This window comes from Streptomyces sp. NPDC042100, from assembly GCF_055582325.1.
In genome coordinates, this window is sequence record NZ_JBVJDK010000005.1 from 292498 (window position 1) to 309256 (window position 16759).

13 protein-coding genes and 1 tRNA gene are annotated in these 16759 nt (G+C 73.4%); 10 read left to right on the top strand and 4 right to left on the bottom strand.

The genetic code is table 11. The annotated features are described in order from the left end of the window. Positions 1–41 precede the first annotated feature (41 nt). Positions 42–893 carry a hypothetical protein gene (locus tag ACZ6J5_RS13765; protein ID WP_469390989.1) on the bottom strand — a complete coding sequence of 284 codons (852 nt, stop codon included), beginning with the start codon at positions 891–893 and terminating at the stop codon, positions 42–44. A 174-nt stretch (positions 894–1067) separates the two neighbouring features. Between ACZ6J5_RS13765 and ACZ6J5_RS13770 the strand changes: the two genes are divergently transcribed. Further along, positions 1068–1853, top strand: a complete 786-nt coding sequence (locus ACZ6J5_RS13770; RefSeq protein WP_469390991.1) for a S1 family peptidase — start codon at positions 1068–1070, stop codon at positions 1851–1853. 87 nt (positions 1854–1940) lie between these two features. On the opposite strand, the gene ACZ6J5_RS13775 is transcribed toward ACZ6J5_RS13770, so the two are convergent. Beyond that, positions 1941–3686: a glycoside hydrolase family 35 protein gene (locus ACZ6J5_RS13775; protein ID WP_469390992.1), complete on the bottom strand. Its 1746-nt coding sequence runs from the start codon at positions 3684–3686 to the stop codon at positions 1941–1943. A 96-nt stretch (positions 3687–3782) separates the two neighbouring features. Here ACZ6J5_RS13775 and ACZ6J5_RS13780 point away from each other — a divergent pair, with 96 nt between their 5' ends. The 6 genes from ACZ6J5_RS13780 (at position 3783) to ACZ6J5_RS13805 (ending at position 11582) form a co-directional block, all read left to right on the top strand. Further along, positions 3783–4670 carry a helix-turn-helix transcriptional regulator gene (locus tag ACZ6J5_RS13780; RefSeq protein WP_469391367.1) on the top strand — a complete coding sequence of 296 codons (888 nt, stop codon included), beginning with the start codon at positions 3783–3785 and terminating at the stop codon, positions 4668–4670. A gap of 11 nt (positions 4671–4681) precedes the next feature. Beyond that, the gene (locus ACZ6J5_RS13785) at positions 4682–5074 is read left to right on the top strand and encodes a chorismate mutase (protein WP_469390993.1); all 393 of its coding nucleotides are present in this window, start codon (positions 4682–4684) and stop codon (positions 5072–5074) included. Then, positions 5074–6069 (top strand): asparaginase, encoded by a 996-nt coding sequence (locus ACZ6J5_RS13790; protein WP_469390995.1) that lies wholly within the window; start codon positions 5074–5076, stop codon positions 6067–6069. The genes ACZ6J5_RS13785 and ACZ6J5_RS13790 overlap by 1 nt, the downstream gene beginning before the upstream one ends. Before the next feature lie 138 nt (positions 6070–6207). Beyond that, positions 6208–8691, top strand: coding sequence for an aminopeptidase N (gene pepN, locus ACZ6J5_RS13795; protein ID WP_469390996.1), 2484 nt, complete (start codon positions 6208–6210; stop codon positions 8689–8691). Between the two features lie 105 nt (positions 8692–8796). Continuing rightward, positions 8797–10173, top strand: coding sequence for a pyridoxal phosphate-dependent decarboxylase family protein (locus ACZ6J5_RS13800; protein WP_469390998.1), 1377 nt, complete (start codon positions 8797–8799; stop codon positions 10171–10173). After that, positions 10170–11582 (top strand): lysine N(6)-hydroxylase/L-ornithine N(5)-oxygenase family protein, encoded by a 1413-nt coding sequence (locus tag ACZ6J5_RS13805; protein WP_469391000.1) that lies wholly within the window; start codon positions 10170–10172, stop codon positions 11580–11582. Before ACZ6J5_RS13800 ends, ACZ6J5_RS13805 begins: the two co-directional genes overlap by 4 nt. Before the next feature lie 10 nt (positions 11583–11592). Here ACZ6J5_RS13805 and ACZ6J5_RS13810 read toward each other — a convergent pair whose 3' ends face one another. Then, positions 11593–13410: a bifunctional metallophosphatase/5'-nucleotidase gene (locus ACZ6J5_RS13810; RefSeq protein WP_469391002.1), complete on the bottom strand. Its 1818-nt coding sequence runs from the start codon at positions 13408–13410 to the stop codon at positions 11593–11595. A gap of 125 nt (positions 13411–13535) precedes the next feature. Between ACZ6J5_RS13810 and ACZ6J5_RS13815 the strand changes: the two genes are divergently transcribed. Both ACZ6J5_RS13815 and pyk read left to right on the top strand, forming a co-directional pair. Beyond that, positions 13536–14213, top strand: coding sequence for an SIMPL domain-containing protein (locus tag ACZ6J5_RS13815; RefSeq protein ID WP_362470971.1), 678 nt, complete (start codon positions 13536–13538; stop codon positions 14211–14213). 146 nt (positions 14214–14359) lie between these two features. After that, on the top strand, positions 14360–15790 hold the full coding sequence (pyk, locus tag ACZ6J5_RS13820; protein WP_469391004.1) for a pyruvate kinase: 1431 nt from the start codon (positions 14360–14362) through the stop codon (positions 15788–15790). 51 nt (positions 15791–15841) lie between these two features. Here the strand turns inward: pyk and ACZ6J5_RS13825 are convergent. Continuing rightward, positions 15842–15914 (bottom strand) — tRNA-Leu (locus ACZ6J5_RS13825). A gap of 124 nt (positions 15915–16038) precedes the next feature. Here ACZ6J5_RS13825 and ACZ6J5_RS13830 point away from each other — a divergent pair. Further along, positions 16039–16707: an ANTAR domain-containing response regulator gene (locus ACZ6J5_RS13830; protein ID WP_469391005.1), complete on the top strand. Its 669-nt coding sequence runs from the start codon at positions 16039–16041 to the stop codon at positions 16705–16707. The last annotated feature ends 52 nt before the right edge of the window (positions 16708–16759 follow it).

Here is a 16759-nt window from a genome sequence, read left to right on the forward strand (position 1 = left end):
ACGGCGCAAATCCGTTCCCCGGGAGGGGTGCGGACGTCCCGTCAGGGCGCGCAGTCCAGGACCGTGGCGCACACTCCGCAGCGGGCCCGCACCCGCCCCCGTCCGGCCGCGATCCGCAGCCGCTGCCCGCACACCGGGCAGGGGAAGACGCCGTCCCCGGTGGCCCGCGCGCGCCGCCGGGCGGCCCAGCCGGCGCCCGCGAGCGGCGGGCGGCGCCAGTCGAGGGCGGCCTCCTCCCGGCCCCGTACCCACGCCTCGTACGCCACCGCGCTGGTGAACCAGGGGGAGGGGTCCTCCCCGAAGAGCGCGGCCCGTTTGGCGAGCACGTAGCCGAACTCCTCGGGCGTCAGATAGCCCAGCTTCTGGCTGGAGACGCCGTCCTGCCGGAAGGCGTCGAGCAGCAGCCAGCCCGCCCCGAGGTACGCGGCGGCGACGTCGGTGAGGATCTCGTTCTCGGCGGTGGTCGGGAAGGCCAGGCCGAGGCGGTGCAGCAGCACATGGGTGATCTCGTGGGCGAGCGCGGCGCCGATGTCCCGGCGGTGCTCGGGGCGGGCGAAGCGCTCGTTGAGTTCGACGAAGTACTCCGGCCCCGCCGTCAGCTCGACGCTCGCCGCGTGCTTCATCGTCCGGAAGCCCACCACCATCCGCGCGCCGGGCAGCCGCAGCTGCCGGACCAGGGCGCGGGCCACCGCCTGGGCGCCGAGGTGGACGCCCGGGCCGGGGGGCGACGGCTCGGCGCCCTCCATCGAGACGTCCGAGGCGGGCACGCTCGTCCCGTACCGCAGCACGCCCTCGGGGGAGAGCCGCCGGTAGAGCGCGCGGATGGCCGCGTGGACCGTGTCGAGATGCGGGAACCCGTGGACGACACGGGAGACTTCATCGCTGTGCGGCATCCCGGACCACCCCCTGCCGTCCAGGGTACGGGCGGTGCGTCCGCCGGCCCCGGGCGTCCCCCGCATGGCCGAAAAGGCCACCTTGTGACCCCCGTCAAGCGATGTCCATAATCCGGACCACGTCTTGACGGGCACATGCCATCAAGATCAACCCCCCATGAAAGAAGGCAGTCGATGCAGAAGAACACTCTGGTCCGCGCACTGCAGAAACTCGCCGCGGCCGGCGCCGTCGTGCTCGCCGCCGTCAGCCTCCAGCCCACCACCACCGCCTCGGCCGCGCCCGCGCCGGTCGTCGGCGGCGTCCGCGCCGCCCAGGGCGAGTTCCCCTGGATGGTCCGGCTCTCGATGGGCTGTGGCGGCTCCCTGATCACCCCGCAGGTCGTCCTCACCGCCGCGCACTGTGTGAACGGCTCCGGCCCCAACACCAGCATCACGGCCACCGCCGGAGTCGTGGACCTGCAGTCGAGCAGCGCCATCAAGGTCAAGTCGACCAAGGTCTACCAGGCCCCCGGCTACAACGGCCAGGGCAAGGACTGGGCGCTGATCAAGCTGGCCTCGCCCATCACCAGCCTGCCCAACCTGAAGATCGCCGAGACCACCGCGTACAACAACGGCACCTTCACCGTGGCCGGCTGGGGCGCGGCCCGCGAGGGCGGCGCGCAGCAGCGCTACCTGCTCAAGGCCAACGTGCCGTTCGTCTCGGACGCCGACTGCCAGTCCGCCTACGGCAGCTCGCTCGTCCCGGGCGACGAGATCTGCGCCGGCTACAGCCAGGGCGGCACCGACACCTGCCAGGGTGACTCCGGCGGCCCGATGTTCCGCAAGGACAACACCAACGCCTGGGTCCAGGTCGGCATCGTGAGCTGGGGCGAGGGCTGCGCCCGGGCCGGCTACCCGGGTGTGTACTCGGAGGTCTCCACCTTCGCCGCGGCCATCAAGTCGGCGGCGGCCACCCTGTAACTCGTACTCGTACACGTACACGCGCGCCGAGGTGCCCGGGACCCCCACGGTCCCGGGCACCTCCGCGCGGCCCCGGCGGCCGGCCCGCTACGCCAGCTCCACCGGTCCGCCCGCCCCGCCCTCCAGCTCCAGCACCCACACCTCGTTCGCGCCCGCCCGCAGCACCGGGCCCGGCACGAACAGCGACTCCTGCGGGCCCGCGCTCCAGTAGCGGCCCAGGCAGCGGCCGTTGACCCACACGAAGCCGCGGGTCCATCCCGGCAGCCGCAGCGCCGCGTCGCCCGGCACCGGCACCTCCACCGTGGCCCGGTACAGCCCCGGGCCCGCGTCCGCCGGGACCGGGCCGAACGGCAGCCGCGCCACCGCCGCCGCCTCGAAGGCGTCCAGCCGCAGCCCCCGGGCCCGTACGCCGTGCAGGTACTGCCGCTCGTGCCGGACGCCGCCGGTGATCCCCTTCGGCTCCGCCAGCCGGGGCCCGTAGTTCACCCGGCCCAGCGACTCCACCCACAGCTCCACCACCGCGGGCCCCGCCACCGGCTCCGGCAGCGTCGCCTCCTCCGTGTCGAGGACCCCCGCCAGGACCCCGTCCACGTACACCGAGGCCCGGTCCCGCAGCCCCGTCACGATCAGCGGGTACGGCTGCCGGGGGCCCGGCACCTCGACCCGGTAGCGGACCAGCCCCCGGTCCACGCCCAGCTCCTCGAAGGTCGGCGGCACCGGCGTGACCGACTCCGGGTCGCCCAGCGCCTCCAGCACCTCCGGCGCGGGCGCCCAGCCGTCCGGCACGCCGCTCGCGGGCGCCCCGATCCGCGCGGGCGGCTCCGGCACCGGGGGCAGCGGCCCCCGCGCGTACTCCGCCAGCACCTCGCGGAAGCGCCAGAACTTCTCCGTCGGCAGCCCCGCCTCGTCGACCGGCGCGTCGTAGTCGTACGAGGTCACCGTCGGCAGCAGCGGCCCGTCGTGCATCGCCCCGGCCCCGTTCGCCCCCGCCCACCCGGCGAGGTTGGTGCCGCCGTGCGCCATGTAGATGTTGACCGACGCCCCGCACTCCAGGATCTCCCGCAGCGTCGCCGCCGCGTCCGCCGCGTCCCGGCCCACGTGCTCGGTGCCCCAGTGGTCGAACCAGCCGCACCAGAACTCCATGCACATCAGCGGACCCGTCGGCTGGTGCCGCCGCAGCGTCTCGAACGCCGCCCGCGCCCCCGAGCCGAAGTTCGCCGTCGCCAGCAGCCCCGGCACCGAACCGCCCGTCAGCATGTGGTCCTCCGGGCCGTCCGAGGTGAACAGCGGCACCTCCACCCCGCACTCCAGCAGCAGGTCGGCGATCCGCCGCAGATGGCCCGCGTCGGTGCCGTAGCTGCCGTACTCGTTCTCCGCCTGCACCATCACCACCGGACCGCCCCGGCCGATCTGCCGCTCCACCACCTGCGGCAGCAGCCGCCGGAACCAGCGCTCCACGTGCCCCAGGTACTCCGCGTCGTCCGTGCGCACCCGCCGCCCCAGCGGCCCCGTCACCCAGTGCGGCAGACCGCCGTTGTCCCACTCGGCGCAGATGTACGGGCCGGGGCGCACGATCGCGAGCATCCCCGCGTCCGCCACCGCGTCCAGGAAGCGCCCGAGCGCCGCCACGTCCCCGTACCGGCCGGGCTCCGGCTCGTACAGGTTCCACGGCACGTACGTCTCCACGCAGTTGAGCCCCATCGCGCGCAGCATCGCGATCCGGTGCGCCCACTGCTCCTCGTGCACCCGGAAGTAGTGCAGTGCCCCCGAGAGCAGCCGCACGGGCCGCCCGTCGAGAAGAAAGTCCTCGTCACCCACCACGAACTCGCTCATGCGCCTCACCTTCGCCCTCTGGCGGCGGACCGGTCCATGGACAAAGATCGTCGCAGTTTGGACCTTCAGAAGGGCGCCGGGGAGGGTGTCGCCACGATGTTTCACACCTGGATGCGCTACTTCACACCCGGACCCGTCCACCACCGCCTCGGCCTGGTCTGCCTCGGCGTCGGACTCCAGCACGGCACCCTGCCCACCGTCGGACCGCGCACCCTCGACCACCACGTCGCCGTCCTCGTCAGCTCCGGCGGCGGCTGGTACCGGGGCGCCGACGGGCGCCGCACCACCGTCACCGCCCCCGCCGTGCTCTGGCTCACCCCCGGCGTCCCCCACCACTACGCCGCCGACCCCGGCACCGGCTGGGACGAGGCCTTCGTCGACTTCACCGGGCCCGCCACCACCACCTACACCGAGCTCGGCTACATCGAACCCGACCGGCCCGTCGTCCCCCTCGCCGACGCCGCCCCCGCCCGCGCCGCCATCGCCCGGATCGCCCGCGCGGCCCGCCCCGGCAACCCGCTCCTGGAGGTCGAGACCGGCGCCGCCGTCCACGAGCTGCTCGTCGCCCTGCGCCGGGCCCGCGCCGACACCAACGGCGACGGCGACCCCGTCCTCACCGCCCTCGCCCGCGACGCCTTCAGCCGCCTCACCGTCGCCGAGCACGCCGCCCGGCACGGCATGACCGCCGCCGAACTGCGCACCGCCGTCCGCCGCGCCGCCGGGTGCAGCCCCAAGGACTACCTGCTCACCGTCCGCCTCGGCCGCGCCAAGGAACTCCTCGCCGGCACCGAACTGCCGGTCGCCGCCGTCGCCCGCCGGGTCGGCTACGACGACCCCGCCTACTTCTCCCGGCTCTTCACCCGCCGCGTCGGCACCGCCCCCATCCGCTTCCGCGAGCAGCAGGGCCGTGCCGTCCCCGGCGGCTGGAGCACCACCGTTCCGGATCCCGAACACCCGCCCACGATCCTCCCGAGATCCGGATAGGCTCGCTGGTCATGAGCGAGATCAGTGAGACCGGCGCGCCCGAGGAGACCGGCGGGACCGGCGACGCGACCGGCACCGAGCGCGGCACCCGGCGCGCCGCGGGCGCCATCGACCCCGCCGTCACCGCCGAGCTGACCCGGCTGCGCGAGAGCATCGACAACATCGACGCGGCCGTCGTCCACATGCTCGCCGAGCGCTTCAAGTGCACCCAGCAGGTCGGCGTCCTCAAGGCCGAGCACGACCTGCCGCCCGCCGACCCGGCCCGCGAGGCCCGCCAGATCACCCGGCTGCGGGAGCTGGCCGGGAGCGCGAAACTGGACCCGGCCTTCGCGGAGAAGCTGCTGAACTTCATCATCGCCGAGGTCATCCGGCACCACGAGACCATCGCGGACGGAGCCCGCTGATGGCGCGCGTCACCGTGTTCACGCTGGGGGGCACCATCTCCGCGCGAGGCGGTGACGCCGCCCGCATGACCGGCACCGAGGTCCTCGCCGAGCTCGGCGTCGCCCCCGAGGGCGTCGAGGTCGAGCTCCGCGACTTCCGCCGCGTCCCCAGCTCCTCCCTCTCCTTCGCGGACCTCACCGCCCTCGCCGAGGAGGTCCGCGCCACCGTCGCCGCCGGCTCCGGCGCCGTCGTCGTCCAGGGCACCGACACCCTGGAGGAGACCGCCTTCCTCCTCGACCTCCTGTGCACCACCGAGCGGCCGGTCGCCGTCACCGGCGCCATGCGCCGCCCCGACCTGCCCGGCGCCGACGGCCCCGCCAACCTGGCCGCCGCCCTCGCCGTCGCCGCCGACCCCGGCTGCGCGGGCCTCGGCGTCCTCGTGGTGCTCGCCGACGAGATCCACGCCGCCCGCTTCGCCCACAAGGCCCACACCACCTCCGTCGCCACCTTCACCTCGCCCGGCGCCGGCCCCCTCGGCGCCGTCGTCGAGGGCGAGCCCCGGATCCTGCTCCGCCCCGCCGTCCCGGCCCGCCTCCGCGCGCTGGACTTCGACCCGGGCGTCCGGGTGGCGCTGCTCACCCTCTCGCTGGGCGACCGGGGCGAGCTCCTCGACACGGTCGCCGAGCGGTACGACGGCCTCGTCCTCGCCGCCTTCGGCGCGGGCCACGTCCCCGCCGCCCTCGTCGAACCCCTCGCCGCGCTCGCCGAGCGGATGCCGGTCGTCCTCGCCTCCCGTACGGGCGCGGGCGCGACCCTCTCGCACACCTACCGGGGCCCCGGCTCCGAGTACGACCTGCTGCACCGCGGCCTCGTCCCGGCCGGCCCGCTCGCCCCCGCCAAGGCACGGCTGCTGCTGCACGCCCTGCTCTCCAGCGGCGCCAAGGGCCCGGCCGGCTACGACCGGCCCCGGATCGCGGCGGCCTTCGCGCACCTGGACGGCGCCGGACTGGCCTGACGGGACGGGCCTGACGGGATCGGCCTGACGGGACGGGCCTGACCGCGCGGGCCGGGGGAGGGCCCCGGCCGGGCTCCGCACCGCCCTGATCGACAACCCCCCTGCCGAGCCGGGGGGCCATCAGGCAGCATGGCCCCCATGTCCGTACTGACGCGCGACGAAGCGCAGACCCGTGCCCAGCTCCTCGACGTCCACCGCTACACCGTGGACCTCGACCTCACCACCGGCGACGAGACCTTCGAGTCCACCAGCCTCATCCGCTTCACCGCCCGCGCCGCCGGGGACACCTTCGTCGAGCTCAAGCCGGACGCCCTGCACACCGCGGTCCTCGACGGCGAGGCCCTCGACACCGCCGCCCTCGACGGCAACCGCCTCCCGCTCACCCTCACCGAGGGCGAGCACACCCTCAGCGTCACCGCCACCATGCGCTACTCCCGCACCGGCGAGGGGATGCACCGCTTCACCGACCCCACCGACGGCGAGACGTACGTCTACACCCAGCTGTTCATGGAGGACGTCCAGCGGGTCTTCGCCGCCTTCGACCAGCCCGACCTCAAGGCCGTCTTCGAGATCGCCGTCACCGCCCCCGAGGGCTGGACCGTGCTCTCCAACGGCGTCACCGAGCGCGGCGCCGACGGCCGCTGGACCGCCGCCCCCACCCAGCCGCTCTCCACCTACTTCGTCTGCGTCGCCGCCGGACCCTGGCACTCCGTCCGCACCGAGCACGCCGGCCTGCCCTTCGGCATCCACTGCCGCCGCTCGCTCGCCCCCCACCTCGACGCCGACGCCGACGAGATCCTCGACGTCACCAAGGCCTGCTTCGATCGCTACCACCAGAAGTTCGACGAGCCGTACCCCTTCGACTCGTACGACCAGGCCTTCGTCCCCGAGTTCAACCCCGGAGCCATGGAGAACCCCGGACTCGTCACCTTCCGCGACGAGTTCGTCTTCCGGTCCGCCGTCACCGACACCGAGCGGATGACCCGCGCCATGGTCATCGCCCACGAGATGGCCCACATGTGGTTCGGCGACCTCGTCACCCTGCGCTGGTGGGACGACATCTGGCTGAACGAGTCCTTCGCCGAGTACATGGGCTTCCAGACCGTCAACGAGGCCTGCTCCGACCGCTTCGCCGACACCTGGATCGACTTCGCCGCCACCCGCAAGGCCTGGGGCTACGAGGCCGACCAGCGGCCCTCCACCCACCCCGTCGCGCCCGACCCGGACGCCGTCCCCGACACCGCCTCCGCCCTCCTCAACTTCGACGGCATCTCCTACGCCAAGGGCGCCTCCGCGCTGCGCCAGCTCGTCGCCTGGATGGGCGAGGAGGACTTCCTCGCCGGCATCAACATCCACTTCAAGCGGCACCGGTTCGGCAACGCCACCCTCGCCGACTTCATCGACAACCTCGCCGCCGCCACCGACCGCGACGTCCACGGCTGGGCCGAGCAGTGGCTGCGCACCACCGGCGTCGACACCCTCACCCCCCGCGTCGAGGGCGCCGGCAACCAGTGGCGGCTCACCGTCGAGCGCGACGGCAGCCGCCCGCACCGCGTCTCCGTCGGCGTCTACGACCGCGACGCGGCCGGCGGCCTCGTGCTCCGCGAGCGCCCCTGGGTGGACGTCCCGCAGGAGGCCCCGCTGCCGCTGAACGGCCCCCGCCCGGCGCTCGTCGTCGTCAACGAGGGCGACTTCTCCTACGCCAAGATCCGCTTCGACGAGGTCTCCCAGGAGACCGTGCTGCGCGGCCTCTCCCGGATCCCCGAGGCCCTCACCCGCGCCGTCGTCTGGAACGCCCTGCGCGACATGGTCCGCGACGGCGAACTGGAGCCCGCCGCCTACCTGGAGACCGCCGTCGCCCACCTCCCCGAGGAGACGGAGCTCGGCGTCGTCCAGGGCGTCCTCGGCTTCGCCCGCGCGCAGCTCGCCGACCGCTACGTCTCCGCCGCCGACCGCCCCGCCGCGCTCGCCGCGCTGTGCGCGATCGCCCGCGACCTGATGCGCCGCACCGAGGACGGCGACGCCCCCGGCCTGCGCCTCACCGCCGTCCGCGCCTTCATCGACAGCGCCACCACCCCCGACAAGATCGCCTCCTGGCTCGACGAGGGCACCGTGCACGGCGGCCCCGAGCTCGACCCCGAGCTCCGCTGGCGGATCCTCGCCCGGCTCGCCGTCCTCGGCGCCACCGACGAGACCGCCATCGCCGCCGAACTCGACCGCGACCCCAGCGCCACCGGCCAGGAGGGCGCCGCCCGCTGTCGCGCCGCCCTGCCCACCGAGGAGGCCAAGGCCACCGCCTGGGCCGCCATGTTCGACTCCGACGAGCTCTCCAACTACCTGTTCACCGCCACCGCCCAGGGCTTCTGGAAGCCCGAACAGGCCGAGCTCCTGCACCCCTACGTGGCCCGCTTCTACCCCGACGCCCTCGCCCTCGCCGAGCGCCGCGGCGCCGCCATGGCCGAGGCCGCCGGCCGCTGGGCCTTCCCCGCCGACGCCGTCGACGCGGACTCCCTGGCCCTCGGCGACCGCCACCTCGCCGAGGACGAGACGACCCCGGCCCTCCACCGCAAGCTCGTCGACCAGCTCGACGACCTGCGCCGGGCGCTGCGCGTACGCGCCTGATCCCACCCCGGGACGGGGCCCCCGCGCCAGGGCCCCGTCCCCCGTTCGGGTCACAGCACCGCACTCTCCGGACAAACCCGCAGAACCCCCGGCACGCTGTCGTCCATGCGTGCCGCACCCCTCGCCGGAGGCGCCCCCGGCCCCGAACAGCTCCGTCCGCTCCTCGCCACCGTCCTCGACGCCCTGCGCGCCGGCGCCGAGGAGCGCGGCGGCCCGCTCCCGGCCGGCGGGCCCGCGGCGGTCGCCCACCGGGTGCGCGAGGCCCTCGGCGAGGCGCTGCCCGAGCACGGGACCGGCGCCGCCGAGGCCCTGGCCACCGTCGTACGGGCCCTCGCCGCCGGTGCCGCCGACCCCGCCGACCCGCTGTGCGCGGCCCACCTGCACACCCCGCCGCTCGCGCTCGCCGCCGCCGCCGACCTCGCCGCCTCCGCGCTCAACCCCTCGATGGACTCCTGGGACCAGGCCCCCGCCGCCTCCGCCCTCGAAGCGCTGGTCACCGCCGCCCTCGCCGCCGAGACCTTCCCCGCCGCGCCCCGCCCCGACGCCCTGGTCACCACCGGCGGCACCGAGTCCAACCAGCTCGCCCTGCTCCTGGCCCGCGAGCGCCACGGCACCGTGCGCACCCTCGTCGGCGCCAACGCCCACCACTCCTTCACCCGCGCCGCCTGGCTCCTCGGGCTGCCCGAACCCGTCCTCGTACCCGCCCCCAGCGGCACCATGGACCCCGCCGCCCTGGCCCAGGCGCTCACCGAGCTCCCCGGACCGCTCCTCGTCGCCGCCACCGCCGGCACCACCGACGCCGGGCTCATCGACCCGCTCCCGCAGCTCGCCGACCTGTGCGCGGCCCACGGCCACGCCGACCTGCACGTCGACGCGGCCTACGGCGGCCCGCTCCTCTTCAGCGACCGGCACCGCCCGCTGCTCGCCGGGCTCGACCGGGCCCGCACGGTCACCGTCGACCTGCACAAGCTGGGCTGGCAGCCGGCCGCCGCTGGACTGCTCGCCGTCCGCGACACGGACGACCTCGCCGTCCTCGGGCACACCGCCGACTACCTCAACGCCGACGACGACACCGACGCCGGCCTCCCCGACCTGCTCGGGCGCTCGCTGCGCACCACCCGGCGCCCCGACGTCCTCAAGACCGCCGTCACCCTGCGGGCGCTCGGCCGCACCGGGCTCGGCGCCCTCGTCGACACCTGCATGGCGCTCGCCGAGGAGCTGGCCGACCTGGTCGAGAAGGCCCCGGGCCTGGAGCTCTACGCCCGTCCCACCCTCACCACCGTCCTCTTCCGCCCCTCCGGCGCCCCCGACGAGACCGTCGCCGGGATCCGCCGCACCCTGCTCGCCGAGGGCCGCGCCGTCCTCGGCCGGGCCTCGGCCGACGGGCGGCTGTGGCTCAAGGCCACCCTGCTCAACCCCCACGCCACCCCCGGCGACCTGGCACAGATCCTCACCCTCGTGGAAGGCGGCACCGACCGATGACCGGCAGCACCCCCCCGCACGACCTCGACCGCCCGCTCGACCTGGTGGGCGTCGGCATCGGCCCGTTCAACCTCTCCCTCGCCGCGCTCGCCCACGGCGTCCCCGGCGGCCTGGCCACCGCCTTCTTCGAGCAGCGCCCCGCCTTCCACTGGCACCCCGGCCTGCTCATCGAGGGCGCCACCCTCCAGGTCCCCTTCCTCGCCGACCTGGTGACCCTCGCCGACCCGGCCAGCCCCTGGAGCTTCCTCAGCTACCTGCGCAGCCGCGACCGGCTCTTCCCCTTCTACTTCGCCGAGAAGTTCCACATCCAGCGCGCCGAGTACGACGCCTACTGCCGCTGGGTCAGCGGCCAGGTCCCCGGACTGCACTTCGGACACCAGGTCGACTCCGTCCGCTGGAATCCGGAACGGCGCCTGTTCGAGGTCGACTTCACCCAGCTCGACGCGGACGGGGAGGCCGAGGCGCTGGGCCGGGCCTACAGCCGCGACGTCGTCCTCGGCGTCGGCACCGAGCCGTACGTCCCCGAGCCGCTGCGCCCGCTCGCCGACGCGCCCGGCGTGCCGGTGATCCACTCCGCCGACTACCTGAGCCACCGCGAGACCCTGCTGGCCGCCGGGCACGTCACCGTCATCGGCTCCGGCCAGTCGGGCGCCGAGGTCTTCCTGGACCTGCTGCGGGCCCGGCCCGAGGGCGCCGAGAAGCTGCACTGGCTGGCCCGCAGCGAGGCCTTCGCGCCGATGGAGTACTCCAAGCTGGGCCTGGAGCACTTCACCCCCGACTACACCCGCTACTTCCACGCCCTGCCCGAGCCGGTGCGCGGCGAACTGGTGCCCCGCCAGTGGCAGTTGCACAAGGGCATCGACGCCGACACCATCGCCGCCATCCACGACGAGCTCTACCGGCGCACCCTGCACGGCGGCTGGCCGGATGCCGTCCTCACCCCCGGGGTCCGGGTCCGCACGGCCGGCCGGGTCGCCACCACCAAGATCGAGCTGCACCTGGAGCACGCCCAGCAGGGCACCCGCTCCCGGCTCACCACCGACGCCGTGGTGCTGGCCACCGGCTACCGGGAGCGCCCGGTCGGCCGGATGCTCGCCGGTCTCGACCCGTATCTGCGCCACGACTCGGCCGGGCGGCCCCGGATCGACTCCGCGTACCGGCTGGTCCTCGACCCGTCGGTCACCGGCTCGGTCTACGTGCAGAACGCGGAGAAGCACACCCACGGCGTCGGCGCCCCCGACCTGGGGCTCGCCGCCTGGCGCAGCGCCGTGATCCTCAACTCGGTCACCGGGAAGGAGCCGTACCCGCTGCCGCGCCGGACCGCCTTCACCACCTTCGGCCTGGACGCGCGAGAGGCGCCGAGCATCCCGGCCCAGGGCCAGAAGCTGACGCCTCTCGTCCAGCAGTGACGAGCGGGGGCTAGAAGACCGGGACGCCGTCCCGGACCAGCTTCCAGTCCACCGAGGCGAACAGGGCCGGGTCGACCGTGCCCTTCGCCTGCACCCACTGGATGAGGGTGTTGCGGATCTCGTCCGAGTTCGCCCACAGCTGCTGGGCCTTGGCCACGTGCGGGAAGGCGCCGCCGCCGCTGGCCCGGTAGTTGTTGACGGCGAGCACGAACCGGGCGGCCGGGTCGAGCGGCTTGCCCTGGAAGGACAGGTTCACGATCCGCTTGCCGACCGGCTGGGCGATGTCGATGTCGTACGTCAGCCCGGACACGGCGTCGTAGTTGTAGTCCGGCGTGCTGTCCGCGTTGGTGAGCTTCGCGGTGTCGACGGGGGCGCCCGCCGGGGTCTGGACGTAGTACTTCGCCGAGTACTCCAGGTACTCCGCGATCTGGGCGCCCGTCATCAGGCGGGCCTCCAGGGTGTTCTCGAAGGGGTAGAGCCCGGCGGCGTCCTTGATGGAGATCGCGCCGGCCGGGATCCGGGCGGTGCGGGAGAAGCAGGAGGCCTGGGAGAGCACCGGCAGGGCCGCGTAGGCGCCGCCGGCGAGCGCCGCCTTCACCGTCTCGGCCTGGACGACGTTGATCAGGTCGATGATCGGCTCGTCCTTCCACGGCGCGTCGGCGGTGGTCATGGCGGCGGTGGAGGTGCCGATGACCTGGTTGACGTACGCGACGACCTTCCGGTGCTCGTCCGCGAGGAGTCCGGTGATCTCCGGGTCCTCGGCGACCGTGTTGGAGTTGAGGACGCTCGCGGCGACCTTCTCGACGGTCCAGCGGCCCTTCTCCCACACCAGGTCGAAGTCGAAGAGGGTGAGGCGCTGGCCCCACTTGAGCGGCTCGGACAGGACGACGTCCTTGCCGGTGGCCTTGTTCGTGATCCGGTACTCGGGGATCTCGGTGTGCGCGTGGCCGACGAGGATCGCGTCGATCCCGGGGACCTGCTCGGCGACGAGCCCGGCCGCGTTCTCGACGTAGGGGAGCTGGTCACCGTAGGAGGAGGTGCCGCTGGAGCCGGAGTGCGCGGACACGACGACCACGTCGGCACCCATGGAGCGCAGCTTCGGCACCCACTTCGCCGCCTGCTCCTCCAGGCCGGGGAAGACCATCTTGCCGCTGACGTTGGCCTTGTCCCAGATCGCGATGCCGGGGTTGGTCAGCCCGAGCACGGCGACCTTGACGTCGCGCCCGTGCGGGGTGCGCAGCCGGTGGATGCTGTACGGGGGGAAGGCCGGGCGCAGGGTCTTGGCGTCGAGGGCGTTGGCGCCGAGCAGCGGGAAGTCGCACTGCTCCTGGAACTTCCGCAGCACCGGGATGCCGTAGTTGAACTCGTGGTTGCCGAGCGCGGCGGCGTCGTAGCCGATCGCGTTCATGGCCTGGGCCATCGGGTGGACCGGGCCGCCGGCCTTCGTGATCGGGTCGACCTTGGCGTAGTAGTAGGACAGCTGGGTGCCCTGGATGGTGTCGCCGGCGTCGATGAGCAGGGTGTTGCGTCGGCCCTTGGCGGCGCGGACCTGCTCGACCAGGGTGGAGATCTTGGCGAGGCCGACGTCGTTGTGCGCCTTGTCGTCGAATTCACGATCGACGAAGTAGTCCCAGTTGAACACGTTCCCGTGCAGATCGGTCGTGCCCATCACCGTGAAGGAGTACCGCTTCCGCGGGCGCGGCCGGTCGTGACCGTGGCCGTGGCCGCCGTCGTGGGCCTCGGCGGGAACGGCGACGGCTCCGGTGAGGGCCGCTCCGGCCCCGGCGGCGGCCGAGCGCTCCAGGAAGGTCCTGCGGTTCAGCGGCATGTGTGTTCTCCCCTAGTGGTTCTGTGGCGCGGGCGCCGACCGTGGCGCACAACGCGCGTAGATTCTGGCTCGGATCGCTCGGTCGCAACAGCCCTATCGGGTTACGGAGTGGGAAAGTGTTCGGCATGACACAGCAGCAGCCCACCCCCGAGGCGCCCCAGGTGACGGTCCGTGGCGAGGGGCGACTGGAGGTCGATCCGGAGCTGGCCCGGATCGGCGTCTCGGTCCGCGCCCGAGGCACCGACCGCTCCTCCGTCCTCGCCGCCCTGACCGCCCGCAACGCCGAGGCCATCGCCCTGGTGAAGTCGTACGGGGACGCCGTCGCCAAGCTGGAGACGGGCGCCCTCTCGGTGAGCCCGGAGCCCTCCCGGCACGGGCGCGGCGAGCGGGTGCGCGGCTACCAGGGCTGGGTGCACCTGTCGGCGGAGCTGACCGACTTCACCGCCCTCGGCGAGCTGACCACGCGCCTGGCGGACCTGGAGTGGACCCGGGTGGACGGCCCGTGGTGGGCGCTCCGCCCGGACTCCCCGGCGTACGCGGAGGCGCGCCGGCGCGCGGTGGGGGAGGCGGTGCGCCGGGCGCGCGAGTACGCGGAGGCGCTGGGCTCCTCGCTGGTGGCGCTGCTCGAACTGTCCGACACCGGGCTCGGGCAGGGCGGCGGGCCGGTGCCGATGGGCGGGGCGCGGATGGCGTTCGCGGCGGAGGCGGTGGACGCGCCCGCCCCGCTGGAGCTCGAACCGCAGCGGCAGACCGTCACGGCGGAGGTCGCCGCGCGCTTCACGATGGCGCCGCCCGCACTCTGAGACGTACCCCCGAAGCGGCCGGAAATCGCTCATCAGAGCAGTCGGTCGCACAGATTCAAGACTTGTCAACAACCTTTCACTGAAAGGTTGTTGAGTAGTCATGCCCGACCCATTCGCTACCCACCGGTAAGCCCTAGGCTCGCCTCATGCGCCGAGCAAAAATCGTTTGTACCCTTGGGCCCGCCACCGAAACATACGACCAGATCAAAGCCTTGGTCGAAGCCGGGATGGACGTGGCCCGCCTCAACCTCAGCCACGGCTCCTACGCCGAGCACGAGGAGCGCTACCAGCGCGTTCGCAAGGCCGCCGAGGAGACCGGCCGCAATGTCGGCGTGCTGGCCGACCTTCAAGGCCCGAAGATCCGCCTCGGCCGCTTCCGCGAAGGTCCCGTACTCCTTGAACGCGGCGACGAGTTCGCCATCACCGTCGAGCCGATGGAGGGCGACCGCCACTGCTGCGGTACCACCTACGCCGGCCTCGCCGAGGACGTCACCGCCGGGGAGCGCATCCTCGTCGACGACGGCCGGGTCACCCTGGAGGTCGTCTCCGTGGAGGGGCCCCGGGTCAACACCCGGGTCGTCGAGGGCGGCATGGTCTCCGACAACAAGGGCCTCAACCTGCCGGGTGTCGCGGTCTCCGTCCCCGCGCTGTCCGAGAAGGACGTCGAGGACCTGCGCTGGGCCCTGCGCACCGGCGCCGACGTGATCGCCCTCTCCTTCGTCCGCAGCGGCCGGGACATCGAGGACGTCCACCGGATCATGGACGAGGAGGGCCGCCGGGTCCCGGTCATCGCCAAGATCGAGAAGCCGCAGGCGGTCGAGAACATCGAGGACATCGTCGCCGCCTTCGACGGCATCATGGTCGCCCGCGGCGACCTGGGCGTCGAGATGCCCCTGGAGCAGGTGCCGATCGTCCAGAAGCGGGCCGTCAAGCTGGCCAAGCGGAACGCCAAGCCGGTCATCGTCGCGACCCAGATGCTCGACTCGATGATCGACAACTCCCGGCCGACCCGCGCCGAGGCCTCCGACGTCGCCAACGCCGTGATCGACGGCACCGACGCCGTGATGCTCTCCGGCGAGACCAGCGTCGGCAAGTACCCCGTCGAGACCGTGCGCACGATGAGCCGGATCGTCGAGGCGGCCGAGGAGGACGTCCTCGCCAAGGGCCTGCCCCCGCTGACCGAGCGCAGCAAGCCGCGCACCCAGGGCGGCGCGGTGGCCCGGGCCGCCGCCGAGATCGGCGACTTCCTCGGGGCCCGCTTCCTGGTGGCCTTCACCCAGTCCGGCGACACCGTCAAGCGGCTCTCCCGCTACCGCTCGCCGATCCCGCTGCTCGCCTTCACCCCGGACCCGGCGACCCGCTCCCAGCTCAACCTCACCTGGGGCGTCGAGACCTTCCTGGGCCCGCACGTCGACTCGACTGACGCGATGGTGGCGCAGGTGGACGAGGAGCTGCTGCGGATCGGGCGCTGCGAGAAGGGGGACATCGTGGTCATCACGGCCGGCTCGCCGCCCGGTGTGGCGGGCTCCACCAACCTGGTCCGCGTCCATCACATCGGCGAGGCGCTGACGAACTGACGGTCCCCCGGAAGCCGCAGTCGGGGCGTGACCTTGGAAATCGCGCTAATGTACCCCGGGTGGGATTCGAACCCACGCTAGATGGTGTTTGAGACCATTGCCTCTACCGCTGGGCTACCGGGGCATCCTTCGAAACGAAGGGGGGCGGTCACCCGCCGTGCCCCTACCTTACAGGAGGTGGGTAGGCTCATGGGGAGCTGTATCCGCCTCGATGACCCCTGGTACGAGGCCTTGAACGAGGAGCCCGCGTGACCGCCCCCGAGTCGCCCCAGCCCGCCGATGACGACGTCGCCGCCGACACGTCGCACGTCCCGCCGCTGACGACCCGTGTCGTCATCGCCGAGGACGAGGCACTCATCCGCATGGACCTCAAGGAGATGCTGGAGGAGGAGGGCTACACCGTCGTCGGCGAGGCCGGCGACGGCGCCACGGCCGTGGAGCTCGCCCGCGAGCACCGCCCCGACCTGGTCATCCTCGATGTGAAGATGCCCGTCCTCGACGGCATCTCGGCGGCCGAGAAGATCGCCGGCGAGTCCATCGCCCCGGTCCTCATGCTCACCGCCTTCTCCCAGCGCGAGCTCGTCGAGCGCGCCCGGGACGCCGGCGCCATGGCGTACCTGGTCAAGCCGTTCAGCAAGAGCGACGTGGTGCCGGCCATCGAGATGGCCGTCTCCCGCTTCGCCGAGCTGCGCGCCCTGGAGCAGGAGGTCGCCGACCTCTCCCAGCGGCTGGAGACCCGCAAGCTGGTGGACCGCGCCAAGTCGGTCCTCCAGACCCAGTACGGCCTCACCGAGCCGGCCGCCTTCCGCTGGATCCAGAAGACCTCCATGGACCGCCGGATGTCCATGCAGCAGGTCGCCGAGGCGGTCATCGAGGACGCCGAGGAGAAGAAGGCCGCCAAGGCCAAGGAGCAGTGACAGCGAAGAGGCCCGCCCCACGAGCGCGTGGGGCGGGCCTCTCCGCTGTCCG

What these genes read in the sequence shown, in the direction of transcription:
- ACZ6J5_RS13765 (WP_469390989.1), bottom strand. Translation starts at nt 893, where the DNA reads ATGCCGCACAGCGATGAAGTCTCCCGTGTCGTCCACGGGTTCCCGCAT.
- ACZ6J5_RS13770 (WP_469390991.1), top strand. Translation starts at nt 1,068, where the DNA reads ATGCAGAAGAACACTCTGGTCCGCGCACTGCAGAAACTCGCCGCGGCC.
- ACZ6J5_RS13775 (WP_469390992.1), bottom strand. Translation starts at nt 3,686, where the DNA reads ATGAGCGAGTTCGTGGTGGGTGACGAGGACTTTCTTCTCGACGGGCGG.
- ACZ6J5_RS13780 (WP_469391367.1), top strand. Translation starts at nt 3,783, where the DNA reads ATGTTTCACACCTGGATGCGCTACTTCACACCCGGACCCGTCCACCAC.
- ACZ6J5_RS13785 (WP_469390993.1), top strand. Translation starts at nt 4,682, where the DNA reads ATGAGCGAGATCAGTGAGACCGGCGCGCCCGAGGAGACCGGCGGGACC.
- ACZ6J5_RS13790 (WP_469390995.1), top strand. Translation starts at nt 5,074, where the DNA reads ATGGCGCGCGTCACCGTGTTCACGCTGGGGGGCACCATCTCCGCGCGA.
- pepN (WP_469390996.1), top strand. Translation starts at nt 6,208, where the DNA reads ATGTCCGTACTGACGCGCGACGAAGCGCAGACCCGTGCCCAGCTCCTC.
- ACZ6J5_RS13800 (WP_469390998.1), top strand. Translation starts at nt 8,797, where the DNA reads ATGCGTGCCGCACCCCTCGCCGGAGGCGCCCCCGGCCCCGAACAGCTC.
- ACZ6J5_RS13805 (WP_469391000.1), top strand. Translation starts at nt 10,170, where the DNA reads ATGACCGGCAGCACCCCCCCGCACGACCTCGACCGCCCGCTCGACCTG.
- ACZ6J5_RS13810 (WP_469391002.1), bottom strand. Translation starts at nt 13,410, where the DNA reads ATGCCGCTGAACCGCAGGACCTTCCTGGAGCGCTCGGCCGCCGCCGGG.
- ACZ6J5_RS13815 (WP_362470971.1), top strand. Translation starts at nt 13,536, where the DNA reads ATGACACAGCAGCAGCCCACCCCCGAGGCGCCCCAGGTGACGGTCCGT.
- pyk (WP_469391004.1), top strand. Translation starts at nt 14,360, where the DNA reads ATGCGCCGAGCAAAAATCGTTTGTACCCTTGGGCCCGCCACCGAAACA.